The organism is Dyella sp. 05T440 (assembly GCF_056395965.1).
The window spans coordinates 234,925-250,426 of sequence record NZ_JBFTKN010000002.1 but is presented as its reverse complement, the minus strand read 5'-3'; the positions used below and the strand labels follow the sequence as shown (position 1 = coordinate 250,426).

Genomic DNA, 15,502 nt, shown 5'->3' with positions numbered 1-15,502 from the left:
AGATTGATCCGCCATCCACAGACCTGCGTCCTCCCTTGTAGGAGCGCACTTGTGCGCGACCGCGGCGCTGGGGTGTACCGCTCCGTCAGGTGGTCGCGCACGAGTGCGCTCCTACAAGGGGATTTTGGCCTTGGGGTGAGGGCGCGGCGGCGTTTCCGATATCGTGCATCGGCGGCCGTCACGCCATCCTTTTCCTCATCGCCTGCCACGCGTAGTGGCACATATATTGGGATGAGGAGAGCCAGCTGAGGTGGGCGATGTCGCGGTAGATGCGCCACTGCCAGCAGGCGGCGCGCCATTTGTCGGCGGAGACGGAGCCGTCGCGCACGCAGTAATAGGCGAGGGGCTGGTCGCCGGGGACGCATGAAGCGGAGCCGGCGCGGCGCACCATCTCCAGCCAGAACACGTAGTCCTCGTGACCTACCTTGCGAAATGCCGCGTCGCCCAGGCTGCGGTCGTAGAGGCCGGTAAGGTTGCCGATATGGTTGCTGCGCAGCATCTGCTCATAGCTGACGGTGGCGGGTGGTCTGACGCAGGAGAGCAGGTGGCCTTGATCGGTGACGCGGTCATAAGCCGTGAATGACACGCGTGCACGCGTCTCCTCCATATGCTCCATCTGCCACTCCAGCTTGCGCGGATGCCAGCCGTCGTCGCTGTCAAGAAATGCGATATGGCTGCCGCGTGCCGCTGCAATGGCGACGTTGCGTGCCGCTGCCACGCCTGCGTTTTCCCTGGCGTGGATCACGCGAACGCGATCGTCTACTTCGGCGAGCGAGTCCAGCAGCGCGGGTGTCTCGTCGGTGGAACAGTCGTCCACGATGACCAGCTCCCATGAGGCATAGGTCTGCGACAGCACCGAGGCAACCGCGCCGCGTATATAGTTCTGCGCGTTGTAAGCGGGCATCACCACGCTGACCAGGGTGCTGCTCATGGACGTGCTTCTGCCGCGTGCTTGCGGCCAATGAAGTCAATCGAGGTCACGCAAAGACGCTCCGGTGGAATGTGCGCGAACTGGGCGTGGACCTGCATGGCCGCCAACTGGGCGAGGCGCGTTTCACGCGCGCACTCGGTGTTGAGCACGATGTCGAAACCCACCGCCTTGGCCCGGTCGACGAACTCGTGCGCGCGCATGCGGTTCTGGTAGAGGAAGGCGTTGTCCCAGCGGCGCCATTGGCTATCGGAGTACTTCAGATAGTTGAGCTGGTTGATCTTGCGGTCGACATAAGCATAGTGATCGCCGCAGTTCACCGAATGGAACATGATGCCGCCGGGCGCCAGGATGCGCAGAGCTTCGCGGAAGATGCCATCCACTGCCTCGGGAGCGACGTGCTCCAGCACGCTGTTGGAGAAGACGCAGTCGAGCTGCTGTGAGCCGAGGCTCGTACGCGAGGCATCCGCCGGCGCCTCGTAGACCACCACGCCGTTGGTGGCTGCAGTCACGTCATCGCTCAGCTCCAGGCGCGCCACCAGAATCTGCTGACGCTGTTGAACAACGTGCTCGGGCACATCGCAGGCTTCGGCGATCAAGGCGGTGTGGCGGGCCAGATGGCTGGCGCATTCCCTGACCAGATCCAGCTTGATATGCCGGTTCAGGTCGACCGTGATCACTTGTCTTGCCCCGCCGAGATAGCAGGCGAACGGGAAGGTGGGATACCAGCCGCTGCCGATTTCGAACAGCCGCGCGCCGGCAATGGGAACACCGGCTTCGCGCAGGTGGCCGGCCATCAGGCGCCAATCATCCATCTTGATGTCGAATTCGCGGGTGAAGCCGCGCAGGCCGCCGAACCGGCGCTGCAGCTCGTAATGCGCGCGCTCGCCGCCAGGCACATGTCCCAGCACTTTCTGCAGCACGCCTTTGGCTCGCCAATGCATATCGTGGTTACTCCATGCCGGGAACGTCGACCATCGCTGCGGTGGCGCGCTGATCGGGCGATGACGCCGGGGATGTCCACCGGGTGACGCCCGGTGGCGGGGGTAGTTCAAAATCGCGGTAGCGCGCCGGGTTGCCTTGCATGCCTGCCTCGGCGGCCTTGATGATGTTGTACATCTCGCGCGAGGTGACGTAGTGCAGCACGTAGCGCTGCCCGTCGTTGTACGCCGACTCCAGATGTTCGTGCATGGCGTGCATGGGGGCGCCCAGCAGCGTCTCCATGTCACGTTCCTGGGTGCCATGCGTGTGGATCTTGATGAAGATCCATTCCGGGCGACCCTCCACGTGAATGCCCGTGCGCACCCAGGCATCGACACGTTCGGGCGTCGGCGGGCAGCTGTGGCGCACATCGGCGTTCTCGATGCGCGGCATGATCAGCTTGCGGCGGCGCTTCCAGTCCAGCCCCAGCGGGCCTTGTACGATCATCAGGTCGCCCGTCGGCGTGCCGTCGACACGAACCGGCATCCCGGTGTTGTGGGATTTCGGTCGGCAGGGATCATCGGTGGCGTAGTAGATCGAATTGATGGCGCGTGTCTGGGTTTCGCTGGGTGCGGAGGGCAGGGTGAAATCGGCGTAGCAGCCCAGTTCGCGCAACAGGATCAGCTCATTGTTGAGCCCGCACCAGCGACCGTCCGCGCGTGAGTTGTCCAGTGACCAGTTGCCATGGATGAAGCCAAAGCGCAGCTGGCCCGTGTGTGGATCACGCGACAGCGCCCCGTGCCGCGCATGCAGCAGCTCGTTGAAGCGCGAGATGGTGGCGCAGAAGTTTTCCGGCGTGTCGTTGTCATGGTGCAGGTGAATTTCGATCTCGCCATAGCCGTTGGCGCAGAGTTCGGCGATCTTGTCCAGGTGTTCGGGCAGGTACTCTTCTTCGGGATAGAAGAAAGTGTGCTGGGGCGGGCGTCCATCGGCGTCGCGATGGCGCGATGCCATGGCCGGATAGCCGCTGTGCCAGCGGTCGACGCGGGCACGCTGGGTGTCCAGATCCACACGACCCCAGGCCGGTTCGTAGTGATCGACGAAGCAGAACATGACGTGGGTGGGCCCAGTCACGGCGGGTCGCGGCCGGCGGCGCAGATAGCTGCCCAGCCACACCTGCATGTTGCGCGAACGTATGGCCATCCACGCCACGATGCAGAAGACGGCGGCGAGCACCGCCAAGATCAGCAACGCCAGGCCCAGTGCTAGGCTCATCTCACATCCCCTGTCAGCGGTCGCCGCGCCATGGCAGGCGCGTTCCGCATGGTGCGCTGCCCAGCGTCATGCAGGCAGCGCGCGAAAGGTGAAACCGTGTTGCTCCCATTCGGGCAGCAGCTGTTCCAGCATGCGGCGCGAGCAGTCGCTGTCGTCATGCATCAACATGACGTCACCTGCGCGCGGCGGTTGTGCGCGCAGGCGTGCGGCGAGTTCTTCCGGCTCGCGGCCTTGATAGTCGAGCGTGTCGTACGACCAGTAGGCGAGCTTGCGCTTGCTGAGGGCAAAGCGCAGCGTCAGCAAGAGCGAGAATACGCCGCGCGGCGGACGAAAGCCGTGATGAATGAGCCCGTCGAAATGGGACAGCACCTGGTCCGTGCGCTCCACTTCCACCCATTGCTCGGTGTGGGTCAGCGCGTCGAACATCGGGTGGCTATAGGAGTGGTTGCCCAGCGCATGTCCTTCTTCGACGATACGCTCCACCAGTTGCGGATAGCGTTCCGCTTCGCGCCCGATCAGGAAGAACGTGGCCTTGACGCCATGCCTGCGCAGCAGTTCCAGCAGGGCCGGCGTGTGGTCGGGATTGGGTCCATCGTCAAAGGTGAGATAGAGGGCCTTGTCGGCGCCAGGCGCGCGCGTGAATACCACGGCATGCGGTATCCATTGCAGCAATTGCATCTTTTTCGGTCGGAGCGTCATGACGACAGTTCGCACGGAAAGGATGTGAATGGGCGAGCGCCGCAAGGGCGTCGATCAGCGGCCTGGGCTGCCATCGGGCGCCGTCCTGCCAGGCTCCACTTTGTCGCCAATGGGCTTTGATATCCATCGGGCACATAGTCAATGGGGCATGCCACCGACAGGCTATGGCGAACGGCCGATAGGCCACGGTCCGACCACGCGTGATTGCGCGGAAATGGCTTGAAACAAGGCTTTTCGCTCCAGTTGCCTTGGCAATTCGACGGATGGGAGGGTCATCGGCATTGGGTTAGGCTGCTTGTGTCGAACAGTGGGCGTAGCAGGTGTCTGTGCCTACCCGGCGGCGTTCACCTTCGATGCGCCGCTCTTCACTTGGGGTGATCAACCTGGACAGGGGACAGGTCATGATGGATGTACGCCCGGCCCTCACGCGGGAGCTGGCATGCTAGAGCACTACGGCGTGGTCTATTTCGGCAACGACTGGTGGGCGGAAAACCGTACCAGCAGCCATCACGTTGCCACGCGTCTGGCCGCGCACATGCCGGTGCTATACGTGGATTCCCCGGGCATGCGCGCGCCGCAGGCCAGCGGACGCGACCTGCGCCGGGCATTTCGAAAACTGCGCGAAGCCTTTCGGTCGCCGCAACGCGTGGACACCAATTTCTGGCATTGCACGGTTCCGCAGCTGCCGTTCCGGCGCCTTCCCGGCGTGCCCTTGTTCAACCGCCTGTTCAGCCAGTGGGCGCTGCGACGCGCCATGCGTGTGCTTGGCACAAGGCGTCGCATCTCATGGTTCGTGACGCCTCATCCGGGCTTTCTCGCGCGACGCCTGGGCGAAAACTTCTGTGTCTATTACTGCATCGACGACTATGCCGCTCACCCTGGCGTAGACGCCGAAGTGATCGCTGCCAGCGACCTGGCGCTAACCCAGCGCGCGGACATCGTCTTCGTGGCACCTCCTGCCTTGCTGGCAATCAAGCAGGCGCAGAACCCTCAAACGCGCTACTCCCCGCACGGCGTGGACACCAAGCTGTTTGCACGCGCAGCCGACCCGGCGACGGAGGTTCCTGCCCTGGCACGCGAACTGAAGGGCCCCGTCGTGGGTTATTTCGGTTCGATCCACGAATGGATCGACGTGGAGCTGATCGCCTGGCTGGCAAGTTCACGGCCGCAATGGACCTTCCTGCTGGTGGGCTATGCCGCGATCAAGGTGCCCGAACTGGAGGCACTGCCGAACGTAGTGCTCGCCGGCGCGCAGCCGTATGGCAGCTTGCCCGGATGGGCCAAGGCGTTCGACGCTGCGATCATTCCGTATCGGCGCAATCGCCAGGTGGAAAATGCCAATCCGCTGAAGCTGCGCGAATATCTCGCCACCGGCAAGCCCATCGTTGCGGTGAGCAATCCGGAGATTGCGCGATTTGCGTCCGTGGTGCGCATCGCTGAAGGCCATGAGGATTTTCTGGCCGGTCTCGACCAGGTCCTGGCCGATGGACCGCTGAAGGGCGCTGCCGAGCGCATGGCCTCGGTGGCTGATCAAACCTGGGATCGCCGTGTGGAGGACGTGCTGCGCGAGGTCGCCATGTCGCTGGCCACGGCGGATATGACATTGGCCGACCGTCGGGTGCCTGGATGAATTTTTCTGTCGACAACCGTCTGCGCATCGGCATTGTGGGCGCGGGCTACGTGGCGCGCTATCACATCGAGGCGCTGCAGCGACTGGACTATGTCCAGATCGTCGGCATCTGCGATCTCGATGTGGACGCTGCGCGCAAGCTTGCCCAGGCGTTCGGCATCGAGCGGGTGTCTTCTGATCTTGCCGAGCTCGGCGAAATTCGCCCGCATGCCATCTATGTGCTGACGCCACCGTCCAGTCATTGCCCGTTGACCTTGCGCGCGCTCGACATGGGTTGCCATGTCTTCGTGGAGAAGCCGATGGCCGATTCGGTGGCCGAGTGCGACGCCATGATCGCCAAGGCGCGCGAAAAGGGCTTGGTGCTCTCGGTCGATCACTCGGACCTGTTCGACCCGATGGTGATGCGTGCCAAGGCGCTGGTTGACGCCGGCGCCTGCGGCGAGCTGGTGGCGGTGGACGTATGGCGCAGCTCCGATTATCCGCCCTATGGTGGAGGCCCGCTGCCAGGGATGGTGGCGCAGGGTTCTTATCCGTTCCGCGATCTTGGCGTGCATGGCTTGTACACACTGGAAGCTTTTCTCGGCGAGCTTGCGCAACCCGATATCCGATATCGCTGCACTGGCAGATCCACCACGCTGAAGCTCGATGAGTGGCAGGCCACGGCAGAGGGTGCGGCCGGTACCGGACGCATCATGCTCTCGTGGAATATCCGCCCGATGATCAACCGCATCGTGGTGCAGGGCACCGGCGGCGTGATCGAGATCGATCGCTTCCTGCAGGTGTGTCATGTACGCCGCGTGTTGCCGGGACCGAAATTCATCGGCATCGTCATGGGCGCGTTTTTTGGCGCGGTGCGCGATGTGTTCCGCATACCGTGGAATGTGCTTCGTTTTGCCACCGGTCGGCTGCGGCCGTCGCCTGGCATCCAGGCGGGCGCCCAGGCATTCGCCCAGGCATTGCGTGATGGCAAGGCGCCGCCGGTGAGCGCGGAGGACGGCCGTCGCCCCATTGCCCTGATGGAAGCGGCATGCCGCCGCGCCGATGACGAGCGCAGGCAGGAGCTGGAAGCGCGATATGTCGCGCTCGAACCGGTCGATGCCCTGGTGACGGGGGCGTCAGGCTTTCTTGGGCGCAACCTGCTGAGTGCACTCCGGCGCAACGGCCAGCGAGTGCGCGTCCTGGTACGCCGGCCGGACCCGCGTCTTGCGGCGCTGGCCGAGCAAGTGGTGGTGGGCGACCTGGGCGATCCGCGCATCGTGGAACATGCGGTGCAGGGCGTACGCACGGTCTATCACGTGGGTGCAGCGATGGGTGGTGGCCCGCGCGATTTTGAGGCCGGCACGGTGTGGGGTACCCGCAATATCGTCAGCGCCTGCGTGAAGCACGCGACGCAAAAGCTCGTGTACGTCAGTTCGATGAGCGTGCTCGACCACGCGGGGCGCGATCCCGCCGTGGCGATCCATGAAGGATCGACGCTTGAACCCCATCCCGATTGGCGCGGTAGTTACACGCAGACGAAGTTGGCGGCTGAGACGCTGGTTCGCGAGGCCATGCGCGATCACGGTCTTCCTGCCGTGATCATTCGGCCCGGCCAGATCGTGGGGCCGGGATCGGAGAACACCACGCCCAACGGAACCCTGGCCATCGCCGGTCGATGGATTGCGGTTGGTTCGCCGTCGCAGACGCTGCCGCTCGTTTATGTGGACGACGTGGTGGATGCGTTGTTGCTCGCGGCGCATGTGACGGCGGCGCAGGGGCAGGTGATTCATGTGGTCGATCCGGCGATCGTGACGCAGGGCGAATATCTCGATCGCGTGCGTCGCAAGCGCGGCAAGGGACTGCGGCTTATGCGCTGGCCGACCGGTTTGTTGCTCATGCTGGCGGTGGGTGTGGAAGGCCTCGGTAAATTGTTGCATCGGAATGTGCCGCTCACGCGCTATCGGGTGAGGTCGTTGCGACCATTGGCAAATTTTGATCAGCGGGCGGCGCGGGAGGTGTTGGGTTGGGAGCCGCGGGTGGGTTTGCGCAGGGGGCTGGATGTGATGTTTGGGGATGAGGTGGTGGGGGAGGAGTTGGCGCAGGTGTCGGATAAGTAGCGGTTGGGGGCGGGTGGCGCATTCAACATTCGCCTGTTATTCCAGTGCAGGCGGGAAGCGCTCTTCAACAGCGGGGCTGATCATCGAGAGCTTCGGTTCTGGGTTGCAGGGATATCGCCAGGGTGCCGCCTGCGACGCGAAGCTAGTCCCAGTGGGACGCGGCGGGCGTTTCGATCGGCTGCCGACGCTCGAGTCACTTTTCTATTGCTGGCCCAAGAGATCCCACGGGACTAGCTTCGCGTCGAAAGTAACCCAAAGAGAATGGCCTGATAACGCCCGCAGCATCGTGTTGGGATAAGCCCGAACGCTCGAGGTGCGTCTGATGGGACAACCTCCGAGGGTACACAGCGGGTACTTCAAAGCGCTGCGCAACGCGCCCGAATCGCTGAGGACTTAAAGCGGGGCATCGCTACATCCACATGCCGCGCCCGCTTGTCTGTGGGAGCGCACCCTGTGCGCGACAGCCACGCTGCGGTGTATCGCTCCGTAGGTTTGTCGCGCACAGGGTGCGCTCCCACAAAGAGCCGACCGGTACGGGCCTGCGAGATCCTTGTAGGAGCGCACTTGTGCGCGACCGCAGCGCTTAGGTGTACCGCTCCGCAGGCTGGTCGCGCACAAGTGCGCTCCTACAAAACATCAGCTCGGCAAGGCTGGGCGTTTAAGCGAGGGAAGGTGACCCGGCCTCCGGCGAGATGACGGATGCCCATGACAGGCGAGCGAGCTGGCGAAAGCGCGGCGGTAAAACACCGAGGCACTCACGACGCCGAATACTTCACCTCTCCCGTACGACTCATCGCCGCCGCCTCAAGGATGCCACCCAATTGCTGGACGTTCTCATCCCAGCGAAATCGACTCGCATGGGCAGCGATAAGCGGCGTGTCCCAGGCTTTTCCAAGCGCATCCACCAGCGCCCCCTCCAGACCAATCCGATCATGCACATCCACCAGCATGCCCGCGTGATCCGGCAATACTTCGGGGATGCCGCCGACGCGGGTGGCGACCACAGGTGTGCCGCAGGCCATCGCTTCGAGCACGACGTTGGGCACGCCTTCGTTATGGCTGGGCAGGCACAGCAGGTCGGCGGCGCGGAACCAGTCGCCGAGCGCGTCGTGCTCGACAGCGCCGACGAGGCGCACGCGCTCCTGGCAACCCAGGGCGGCGGCGCGCTGCAGTAGCGGCTCGCGACTCGGGCCGGAGCCGACGAACATCAGGTTCGCGTCCGGATGCATGGCCAGTACGCGTGGAAATGCCTCGAGCAAGTCGAGGCAGCCCTTGCTGTCCTTGAGGTTGCCCACGTAGAGCAAAATGCGTTCGTCCTGCGGCAGCGACAACCTGCTGCGCGCATCACTGAGCGAGCCTGGCGTAAAGAGATTGGGTTCGACGCCGTTGTACAGCACGTGCACCCGGGACGGATCCACACCCAGCGCAACCGCCTTGTCCGCCAGCGCCTGGCTTACTGCCACGACGGCCTGCGCACCGCGCAAGGCCTGGCGGATCTGCGGGCGGATCAAGCCTTGCTCGGCCTTCACGTTGAGATCCGTGCCGTGCACCTTGACCACGTAGGGAATGCCCAGATGCCGAGCCACCCAGCTCGCCGCCGCCGCATCCGGATAGGCCCAGCTCAGCAACATGCAGTCGTAAGGGACGCGACGCAGGCGCCGCCATTTCTGCGCCAGCAGCGAGGCCAGCCAGCATGCGGCATGCAGCGGGCGGCCGATCACCGGCGGATAGAAGAACACGAACTGCTCGCTGTTGACGTGGTTCACGCGAAACGGCTGGCGTTTGCGGCCGAAGCGCTCGCGAAAGTCCACGGCCGTGATCACGTCCACGTCATGATGTTGGCCAAGCCGTTCGAACTGTTGCCGGTTGAACGGACTTCGCAAGGGGTCCCACGGCGAGGGGAACAAGTTGGTCAGTACGAGTATCTTCAGGCTCACGCCGTGTACTCCACGGCCTGGTACAGGCGCTCGTAGCGCTCGGACATGGCTTCCAGCGATCCGTACTGCTCGACCCAGCTGCGTGCCGCCCGTCCGTACGCGGCGGCGCGATGCGGCTCGCGCAACAGCAGCAGGATGGCCTCGGACAGTGCGTCGGCGTCACCGGGAGGCACCAGTTGGCCCGTGCGACCGCTCTGGATGATCTCGCCGTTGCCGCCGACATCGGTGGCAACGATGGGCAGCGCTACTGCGCAGGCCTCCAGCAGCGCCATGGAATAACCTTCGCTGGCCGAGGACAGCACAAACAGGTCCAGGCCCTGCAACAGGTCGCGCACGTCGTTGCGATCGCCGAGAAAATGCACGGCGTCGCGAACGCCTTGCGTCGCTGCGCACGCCTGGAGCTGGGCGCGCAGTTCGCCGTCGCCGATCAGCAGCAGCACGGCGTGCGGATGCTGCTCGTGCACCTGCCGGAAGGCGCGTATCAGCCCGCTCTGGTCCTTGGTCCAGTTCAGCCGGCCGACGTTGCCGATAAGAAAGGCGCTGTCGTCCAGGCCCAGAAGGTGAAGCACGTGCTGCCGCATGGCGCGCGATGCGGGAGTGAAGCGATCAACAGCGATGCCATTGGGCACCACGCGCGTCATCGCCTTGGGCAACATGCCGCGCGAGACGCCGCTGCGTCGCGCGGCTTCGCAAACGGTGACCACCAGGTCGGTGCGGGCCAGCGCCCGGCGATAAAGCCACTCCTTGCGGCCGGTACGCTGGCCCGCGCCCATGCCGTGGCGCGTATTGAGTATGCGCAGCACATCGAGACCGCAAGAGGCGAGTACGGCCTGGTAGTGCGCCACCGCGTTATGCGTGTGCAAAACATCGGTATCGTGGCGATCGATCGCCCAGCGGGCGCGGGCAAGCGCGCGCAGATCAATGCCGCGTCCCTTGCGGCAGGCCACCACGGGTATGCCCGCCGCATCGAGCTCGTGCGCGAGCGCTCCGGTGTCGTACAGGCATACCACCTGGCACTGATGGCCTTGCCGCTGCTGCAACTGGACCAGGTCGAGCACCATGCGCTCGAGGCCGCCGCGATTGAGGTTTTCAACCACGTGCGTGATATTCATGCCAGTTCCGACAATGTCACGCGACGCTTGCCGCTGCGGGTCAAAGGAATGTCATCGACGAAACGGTAGTCCAGCACCACGCTGTCGCCCAGTACCTTGGCAGTCTCGCGCTGGATATAGGCGAGCGAGGCATCGTTGAACTCCCCGCTGCGCACAATGGAAAGTTCAAGGCGGTCCAGTTGCCGCTGCACCAGCTGGAAGCGCGACAGGCCCGGCACGTCCTTGAGCATATGCGGAAAGAACTCGCCGGGAAGGATGCGCCCGTCCGGCGTTCGAATCGCGTCCAGCACCCGTCCGTCGACGCGCTCAAGCAGCGGCAGCCCGCGACCGCAGGGGCAACTGCGTACATCCGACGCCGTGGCCAGATCGCCGTTGACGTAACGAATGAACGGCATGCCGTAGTTGGAAAGATCGGTGATGGCCACTTCGCCCGGGCCGTGCGCGGTTGGCTGGCCGTCGCCATCAAGCAGCTCCACCACCAGGTGATCGGCATTCACGTGCAGGCCATGGTGATGGCCGCATTCGGAGGCGATCAGCATGAATTCGCGGCAGCCGTAGGTGTTGAAGACAGGGCTGCCAAAGGCCTGCCGTATCGTCTCGCGCTGGTGCGGATGCAGCGCTTCGGCAGCGCCGATCACCGCGTCGGGACGATGCACCTTGCGCCCCGTCTCGACCATCCATTGCGCCAATTGCGCCAGCGGGTTGACATAGCCCACCAGGATCGACGGCCGGTATTGGTCGATCGCATCGGCATAGGAGGCCAGATTGGATTCCGTCATCTCGAAACTGTTGAGTACGCGCCGGGCAAACACCGCGTTGTAGATATTGTCCTTGAGCTGATGCGCGCGCCCCGGCGTACCGACCGCGCCCGCCCACAAATACATGGTGCGACGTCCCGGTCGCGAACCGGCCCAACCGTAGCCGCGCCACATGACGGCGATGCGCCTGTCGTAGCTCTCGCGCGTGTAGCCCAGCTCCAGCGGTTCGCCGGTGGAGCCGCCGGTGCGCTTGAACAGCAGTCGGTCGCGCCAGGAAGAGGCCTGCAGGTCCTTGAAATTTTCGCGGATGTCGGCCTTGGTCAGCACCGGCAATTGCGCATAGTCCTGCAGATTGCGGATGTCGTCCGGCTGGATGCCGAGTTCGCGCCAACGCTGCCGGTAGTAGGGCACCTCGCGATGGCAATGTTCGATCAGCGTCTTCAGTCGCCGCAACTGCAGTTCGGCAATCGCCTCGGGCGAGTACCACTGATCGCGCTCGTAAGACGCCAGCCAGGACAGCGTGCTGCGGCGGCGAAGGCCGCTCTCATACGCAGGATAGAGCACGCGGCGGAAAGCCTGCTCGTACCAACCACTCATGGCGAACACTCCATCGATCCGTGCTTGGACATCGAACGTGTAGTAGTCATCCCGTCGTCCTCAGCAGGATGCTCACCAGGACGAACAGGCCAGCGATGCTGCCGACCGCGGCGGGAATCCAGCGCACGCCGCTTTCGCTCATGCTGAAGGCAGGCAGGCCTTCGACGCGTTGACGGGCGCCGAGATAGAAACCGGTGACGATGGCCAGCACCACGTACAGCACGATCATGTAGCTGCGGCTGAGGAAGAACGCGCATACGAACATGCCGCACAGCGAAAGCAGCAGGGTCAGCGCCATCGGCCGTTCAGCGCTCCATGCCGCGTATCGCTCGGGCTCGGCGGCGGCGTCTGGCTTCAGGCGCAGTACGGCCGCCATCATCCAGAAGCTGTAGCCGATCAGCGCCAGCCACAGCAGGTAGCCCACGAAACCAGTTTCCGCCAGCACCAGCACGAACGAGTTGTGCGCGGTGAGATGGTTGTAGTCGGTGAAATTGCCCGGACCCACGCCGAAGATCGGGTGCTCCTTGAACATCTGCAGACCTTCGTACCACGCGTCCACGCGGCCGTTGGCGGATTCTTCGCCGGCATCGAGTTCCTGCATGCGCGAGGACAGCATCTTCATCGCCGCCAGGCCCAGCGCGCCGAGGACGCCGGCAACCACGAGGCCGCGGCGATACCAGATGTAGGCACCGATCACGACCAGCACGCCGAGCATGGCGCCGCGGGAATTGGTCAGGTAGACGCCGTACAGCAGCGTGAGAATGCAGGCCAGCCAGCACAGCTTGCCGATGAAGCCGGCGCGCTTGTACAGCAGGCTGGCCATGGGGAACACGGAAACGAACAGCATGCCCAGGTCATTGGGGTCGTTGAAAATGCCCACGTACTGGACGCGCCCATCCTCGCCGATGGGGATGCCGGTCCAGCCGACGCCGCTGTGGGCCTGACCGATGCTGTGCAGCGCGAGCAAGGTAGAGCACAACACCATCACCGCCATCAGGATGAGGATGCGGCGCTGGGTAGTGCATGCCGCTGCAATCATGAAAAAAGTCAGCACGATGGGGCCGAACTTGCCCATCTCTTCCTTCACCCCGCCGAGCCAGCCGTTGGCGACCTCCGATACCATCAACACCACGAAGAAGGCCAGCAGAATCCCGTACTGCGGTGCACGCGCCGTGCGCAGTCCGGACGCCAGCCACGCGGCAAACGCCAACACCAACACCACCGGCAGCACCGGCAGGCCGATCAACGCGGGAATGTATTCCTGCGGTCGGACGATGGTGAGTACGACGTAGAAGAGGATCAGTGGGAACATGATTCGTCGGTCGTGGCCAGATGAGCGGGTGTCGGGTAGCCGATAAGGCCGGGCAAGGTGAGCAACGCGGCGAACCACGCCTTGCCGTAGTAGCGCTCCACCGCGATGCGATTGAGCGAGTAACGATTGGCCGCCGGCTGCAGGTTGGTGCCGCTGATATAGCTGCAGGCCAGGTCGAAACCCGCGTCGCGGGTCACTTCGATCACCTGCTGGTCAAACGCCCGGTTGCTGCCCACCGGGTAGGACATCAGCAAAGACATCGGCCCCAGTTCGCGCAGCAGCGCGTTGCGCGAGTCGAACACTTCGCGTTCGAGCTCCTCGCGCGGCAGCTTGGAGAGCATCCAGTGATTGACGCCATGCGAGCCGATTTCCAGACCTGCCGCGCGCATTTCACGCAGCTGGTCCCAGTTCATCGGGCGGCAGTCGGCGGGATAGGCATGGTCGGACGGCATCTGCCACTCGCGTTCGAGGCGACGGATCATGGCCGCCTGTTCGATCGCGCTGATCTCTTTCATATGGTCGAGCACGTTGCCGGCGAGTTCGCGGCGTTCGGCGCGCGTCGCCGGCATGGGTACGTCCATGCCCAGTTCCGGCAAGGTCAGCCGATCTGTCTTCGCCAACAGGATCATGTGGACGAGCCAGTCATAGGCGTACGGCCGGCCGCTGTCGATGTGGCCGGTCGAAATGAAGAAAGTCGCGGGGACGCCCAATTCCTTGAGGATGGGGTAGACGATGCGGTAGTTGTCGTCGTAGCCGTCGTCGAAGGTGATCACCACGGCGTCCGGCGGCAGCGCATCACCGGCCTGGATCGCGGCGGCCACATCGGTTAGGCGCATGGGCCGATAGCGTTCCTTGACCAGCTGCATCTGCTCGCGGAATTCCTCCGGCGTGGTGCTGATCAGCTCCATGTCGAACTCGTACTGATCCGGATCGGGCACCGGCATCACGCGGTGATAGGCGAGGATGCGCAGGTCCTTCTGCCACAAGGCGCGCATCTTTTGCAGCGGACTCAGCAGGCCGGTGTTGTAGCAGAGCTCACCGAGGCGTTCGCGGATGCCGACGGTGCGCGCTTCGTTCGAAGTTGGGCTCACCATAAATGTTCCCCCCGGCTCCGCGCGTAGGCGATGGAGGCCTGCGCGGCGTATAGATTGAGATAGAAGAAGGCGACCACCAGTTGCACGGGCAGCCAGCGTCCGGCATGCGGACGGGCCCGCTCAATCGGCACCAGGCCCATACACAACAGCAGAACCACCAGCAGAGCGCCATACGCCATGTGGTGACGTGCGAGATAGGCCGTCGAAAGCAGGAGCGAGAGGAGCAGCCACGGCGCCAGCAGGCGCAGCAGCTTGTGGCTCACGAACTGGAACCACAGCGGATTGCGTGCCGGTGAAAGCAGCCATGGCGCCACGTCGGCGAGCTGGAAGCAGCCCACCATGGCGCGCATCCGGCGCGGCTGCTCGTCCAGCGGCAGTTGAGCGGTTTCGCCCCAGACCACGGCACGCGGTTCGAACACCACCCGGCGGCCGGAGGCGGCGACATCCATCGGTATCAGCACGTCGTCCAGCAGGGTGTCCGGCGGCAGCGGCTTGAACAGCTCGCTGCGCACGGCATACAGCGCCGCGCATACGCCGATGGACGATCCGCAACGGCTTTCCGCGTGGCGGATGAACTTCTCGTAGTGCCAATAGGCGCTCACCCCTCGCGCAAAGGTGCTACTGACGTTTTCCAGCTCCAGGCTGCCGCTGACCGCGCCCACGCGCGGATCGCCGAGATTGCTCACCAGTTCGCGCAGGGCGAGCGGCGACAGCTTGTGCTGCACGTCGGTCATCAGCAGCACTTCGCCGCGTGCCGTGGACACGGCATCGTTGAGACATAGGGCCTTGCCCCGCGACACGGGGAATTCCAGGACTCGCACGCGGGCATCATGGGCATGGCGCACGAGCGCGGCGGTGCGGTCCTTGCAGCCGTCGCAGGCCACGATGATTTCGATGTATTCCGGCGGATAGTCGAGCGCGCGCAGGTTCTTCAGCTTGGCCCGGATATGCCGCACGCCGTCGCGCACCACGATCACGATGGATACCGTGGGCAGGATGGGTTGCTTGCGCACGGGGCGTTGGGCCAGCTTGCCCCACAGCCACATGATCAGCGGGTAGCCGGCGAAGATGTAGAGCAGCAGCCAGAAACTGGCTGTACAGATGAAGATTGCGATCGTCGTCACCTCGGTTCCCCTGTCACCG

At 64.1% G+C, this 15,502-nt stretch carries 12 protein-coding genes; 2 read left to right on the top strand and 10 right to left on the bottom strand.

Going from position 1 to position 15,502, the window contains the following annotated elements; translation table 11 throughout:
- Window positions 1-178 precede the first annotated feature (178 nt).
- The 4 genes from AC1DE1_RS02850 to AC1DE1_RS02835 form a co-directional block, all read right to left on the bottom strand.
- The gene (locus AC1DE1_RS02850) at window positions 179-931 is read right to left on the bottom strand and encodes a glycosyltransferase family 2 protein (protein ID WP_477175754.1); all 753 of its coding nucleotides are present in this window, start codon (window positions 929-931) and stop codon (window positions 179-181) included.
- Complete coding sequence (locus tag AC1DE1_RS02845) at window positions 928-1,872, bottom strand: methyltransferase domain-containing protein (protein ID WP_441603181.1); 945 nt, start codon at window positions 1,870-1,872, stop codon at window positions 928-930. Before AC1DE1_RS02845 ends, AC1DE1_RS02850 begins: the two co-directional genes overlap by 4 nt.
- Window positions 1,873-1,879: 7 nt before the next feature.
- The gene (locus tag AC1DE1_RS02840; RefSeq protein ID WP_441603182.1) at window positions 1,880-3,124 is read right to left on the bottom strand and encodes a hypothetical protein; all 1,245 of its coding nucleotides are present in this window, start codon (window positions 3,122-3,124) and stop codon (window positions 1,880-1,882) included.
- Window positions 3,125-3,190: 66 nt separating this feature from the next.
- Window positions 3,191-3,823, bottom strand: a complete 633-nt coding sequence (locus AC1DE1_RS02835; protein WP_441603183.1) for a polysaccharide deacetylase family protein — start codon at window positions 3,821-3,823, stop codon at window positions 3,191-3,193.
- Window positions 3,824-4,262: 439 nt separating this feature from the next.
- Between AC1DE1_RS02835 and AC1DE1_RS02830 the strand changes: the two genes are divergently transcribed.
- Window positions 4,263-5,453, top strand: coding sequence for a glycosyltransferase (locus AC1DE1_RS02830; RefSeq protein ID WP_477175753.1), 1,191 nt, complete (start codon window positions 4,263-4,265; stop codon window positions 5,451-5,453).
- Complete coding sequence (locus AC1DE1_RS02825) at window positions 5,450-7,549, top strand: NAD-dependent epimerase/dehydratase family protein (RefSeq protein ID WP_477175752.1); 2,100 nt, start codon at window positions 5,450-5,452, stop codon at window positions 7,547-7,549. The genes AC1DE1_RS02830 and AC1DE1_RS02825 overlap by 4 nt, the downstream gene beginning before the upstream one ends.
- Window positions 7,550-8,304: 755 nt before the next feature.
- Here the strand turns inward: AC1DE1_RS02825 and AC1DE1_RS02820 are convergent.
- The 6 genes from AC1DE1_RS02820 to AC1DE1_RS02795 are packed head-to-tail and all read right to left on the bottom strand — an operon-like array spanning window position 8,305 to window position 15,483.
- Entirely contained in the window at window positions 8,305-9,486 is a 1,182-nt protein-coding gene (locus tag AC1DE1_RS02820) for a glycosyltransferase family 4 protein (protein ID WP_477175751.1), read from the bottom strand.
- Complete coding sequence (gene pelF / locus AC1DE1_RS02815) at window positions 9,483-10,598, bottom strand: GT4 family glycosyltransferase PelF (RefSeq protein WP_477175750.1); 1,116 nt, start codon at window positions 10,596-10,598, stop codon at window positions 9,483-9,485. Before pelF ends, AC1DE1_RS02820 begins: the two co-directional genes overlap by 4 nt.
- On the bottom strand, window positions 10,595-11,953 hold the full coding sequence (locus AC1DE1_RS02810) for a phenylacetate--CoA ligase family protein (protein WP_477175749.1): 1,359 nt from the start codon (window positions 11,951-11,953) through the stop codon (window positions 10,595-10,597). Before AC1DE1_RS02810 ends, pelF begins: the two co-directional genes overlap by 4 nt.
- Before the next feature lie 46 nt (window positions 11,954-11,999).
- A complete protein-coding gene (locus AC1DE1_RS02805) occupies window positions 12,000-13,265 on the bottom strand; it encodes an O-antigen ligase family protein (RefSeq protein WP_477175748.1) in 1,266 nt (421 codons plus the stop codon).
- The gene (locus AC1DE1_RS02800) at window positions 13,253-14,359 is read right to left on the bottom strand and encodes a polysaccharide deacetylase family protein (RefSeq protein WP_441603190.1); all 1,107 of its coding nucleotides are present in this window, start codon (window positions 14,357-14,359) and stop codon (window positions 13,253-13,255) included. Before AC1DE1_RS02800 ends, AC1DE1_RS02805 begins: the two co-directional genes overlap by 13 nt.
- Window positions 14,353-15,483 carry a glycosyltransferase family 2 protein gene (locus AC1DE1_RS02795; RefSeq protein ID WP_441603191.1) on the bottom strand — a complete coding sequence of 377 codons (1,131 nt, stop codon included), beginning with the start codon at window positions 15,481-15,483 and terminating at the stop codon, window positions 14,353-14,355. The genes AC1DE1_RS02800 and AC1DE1_RS02795 overlap by 7 nt, the downstream gene beginning before the upstream one ends.
- Between the last annotated feature and the right edge of the window lie 19 nt (window positions 15,484-15,502).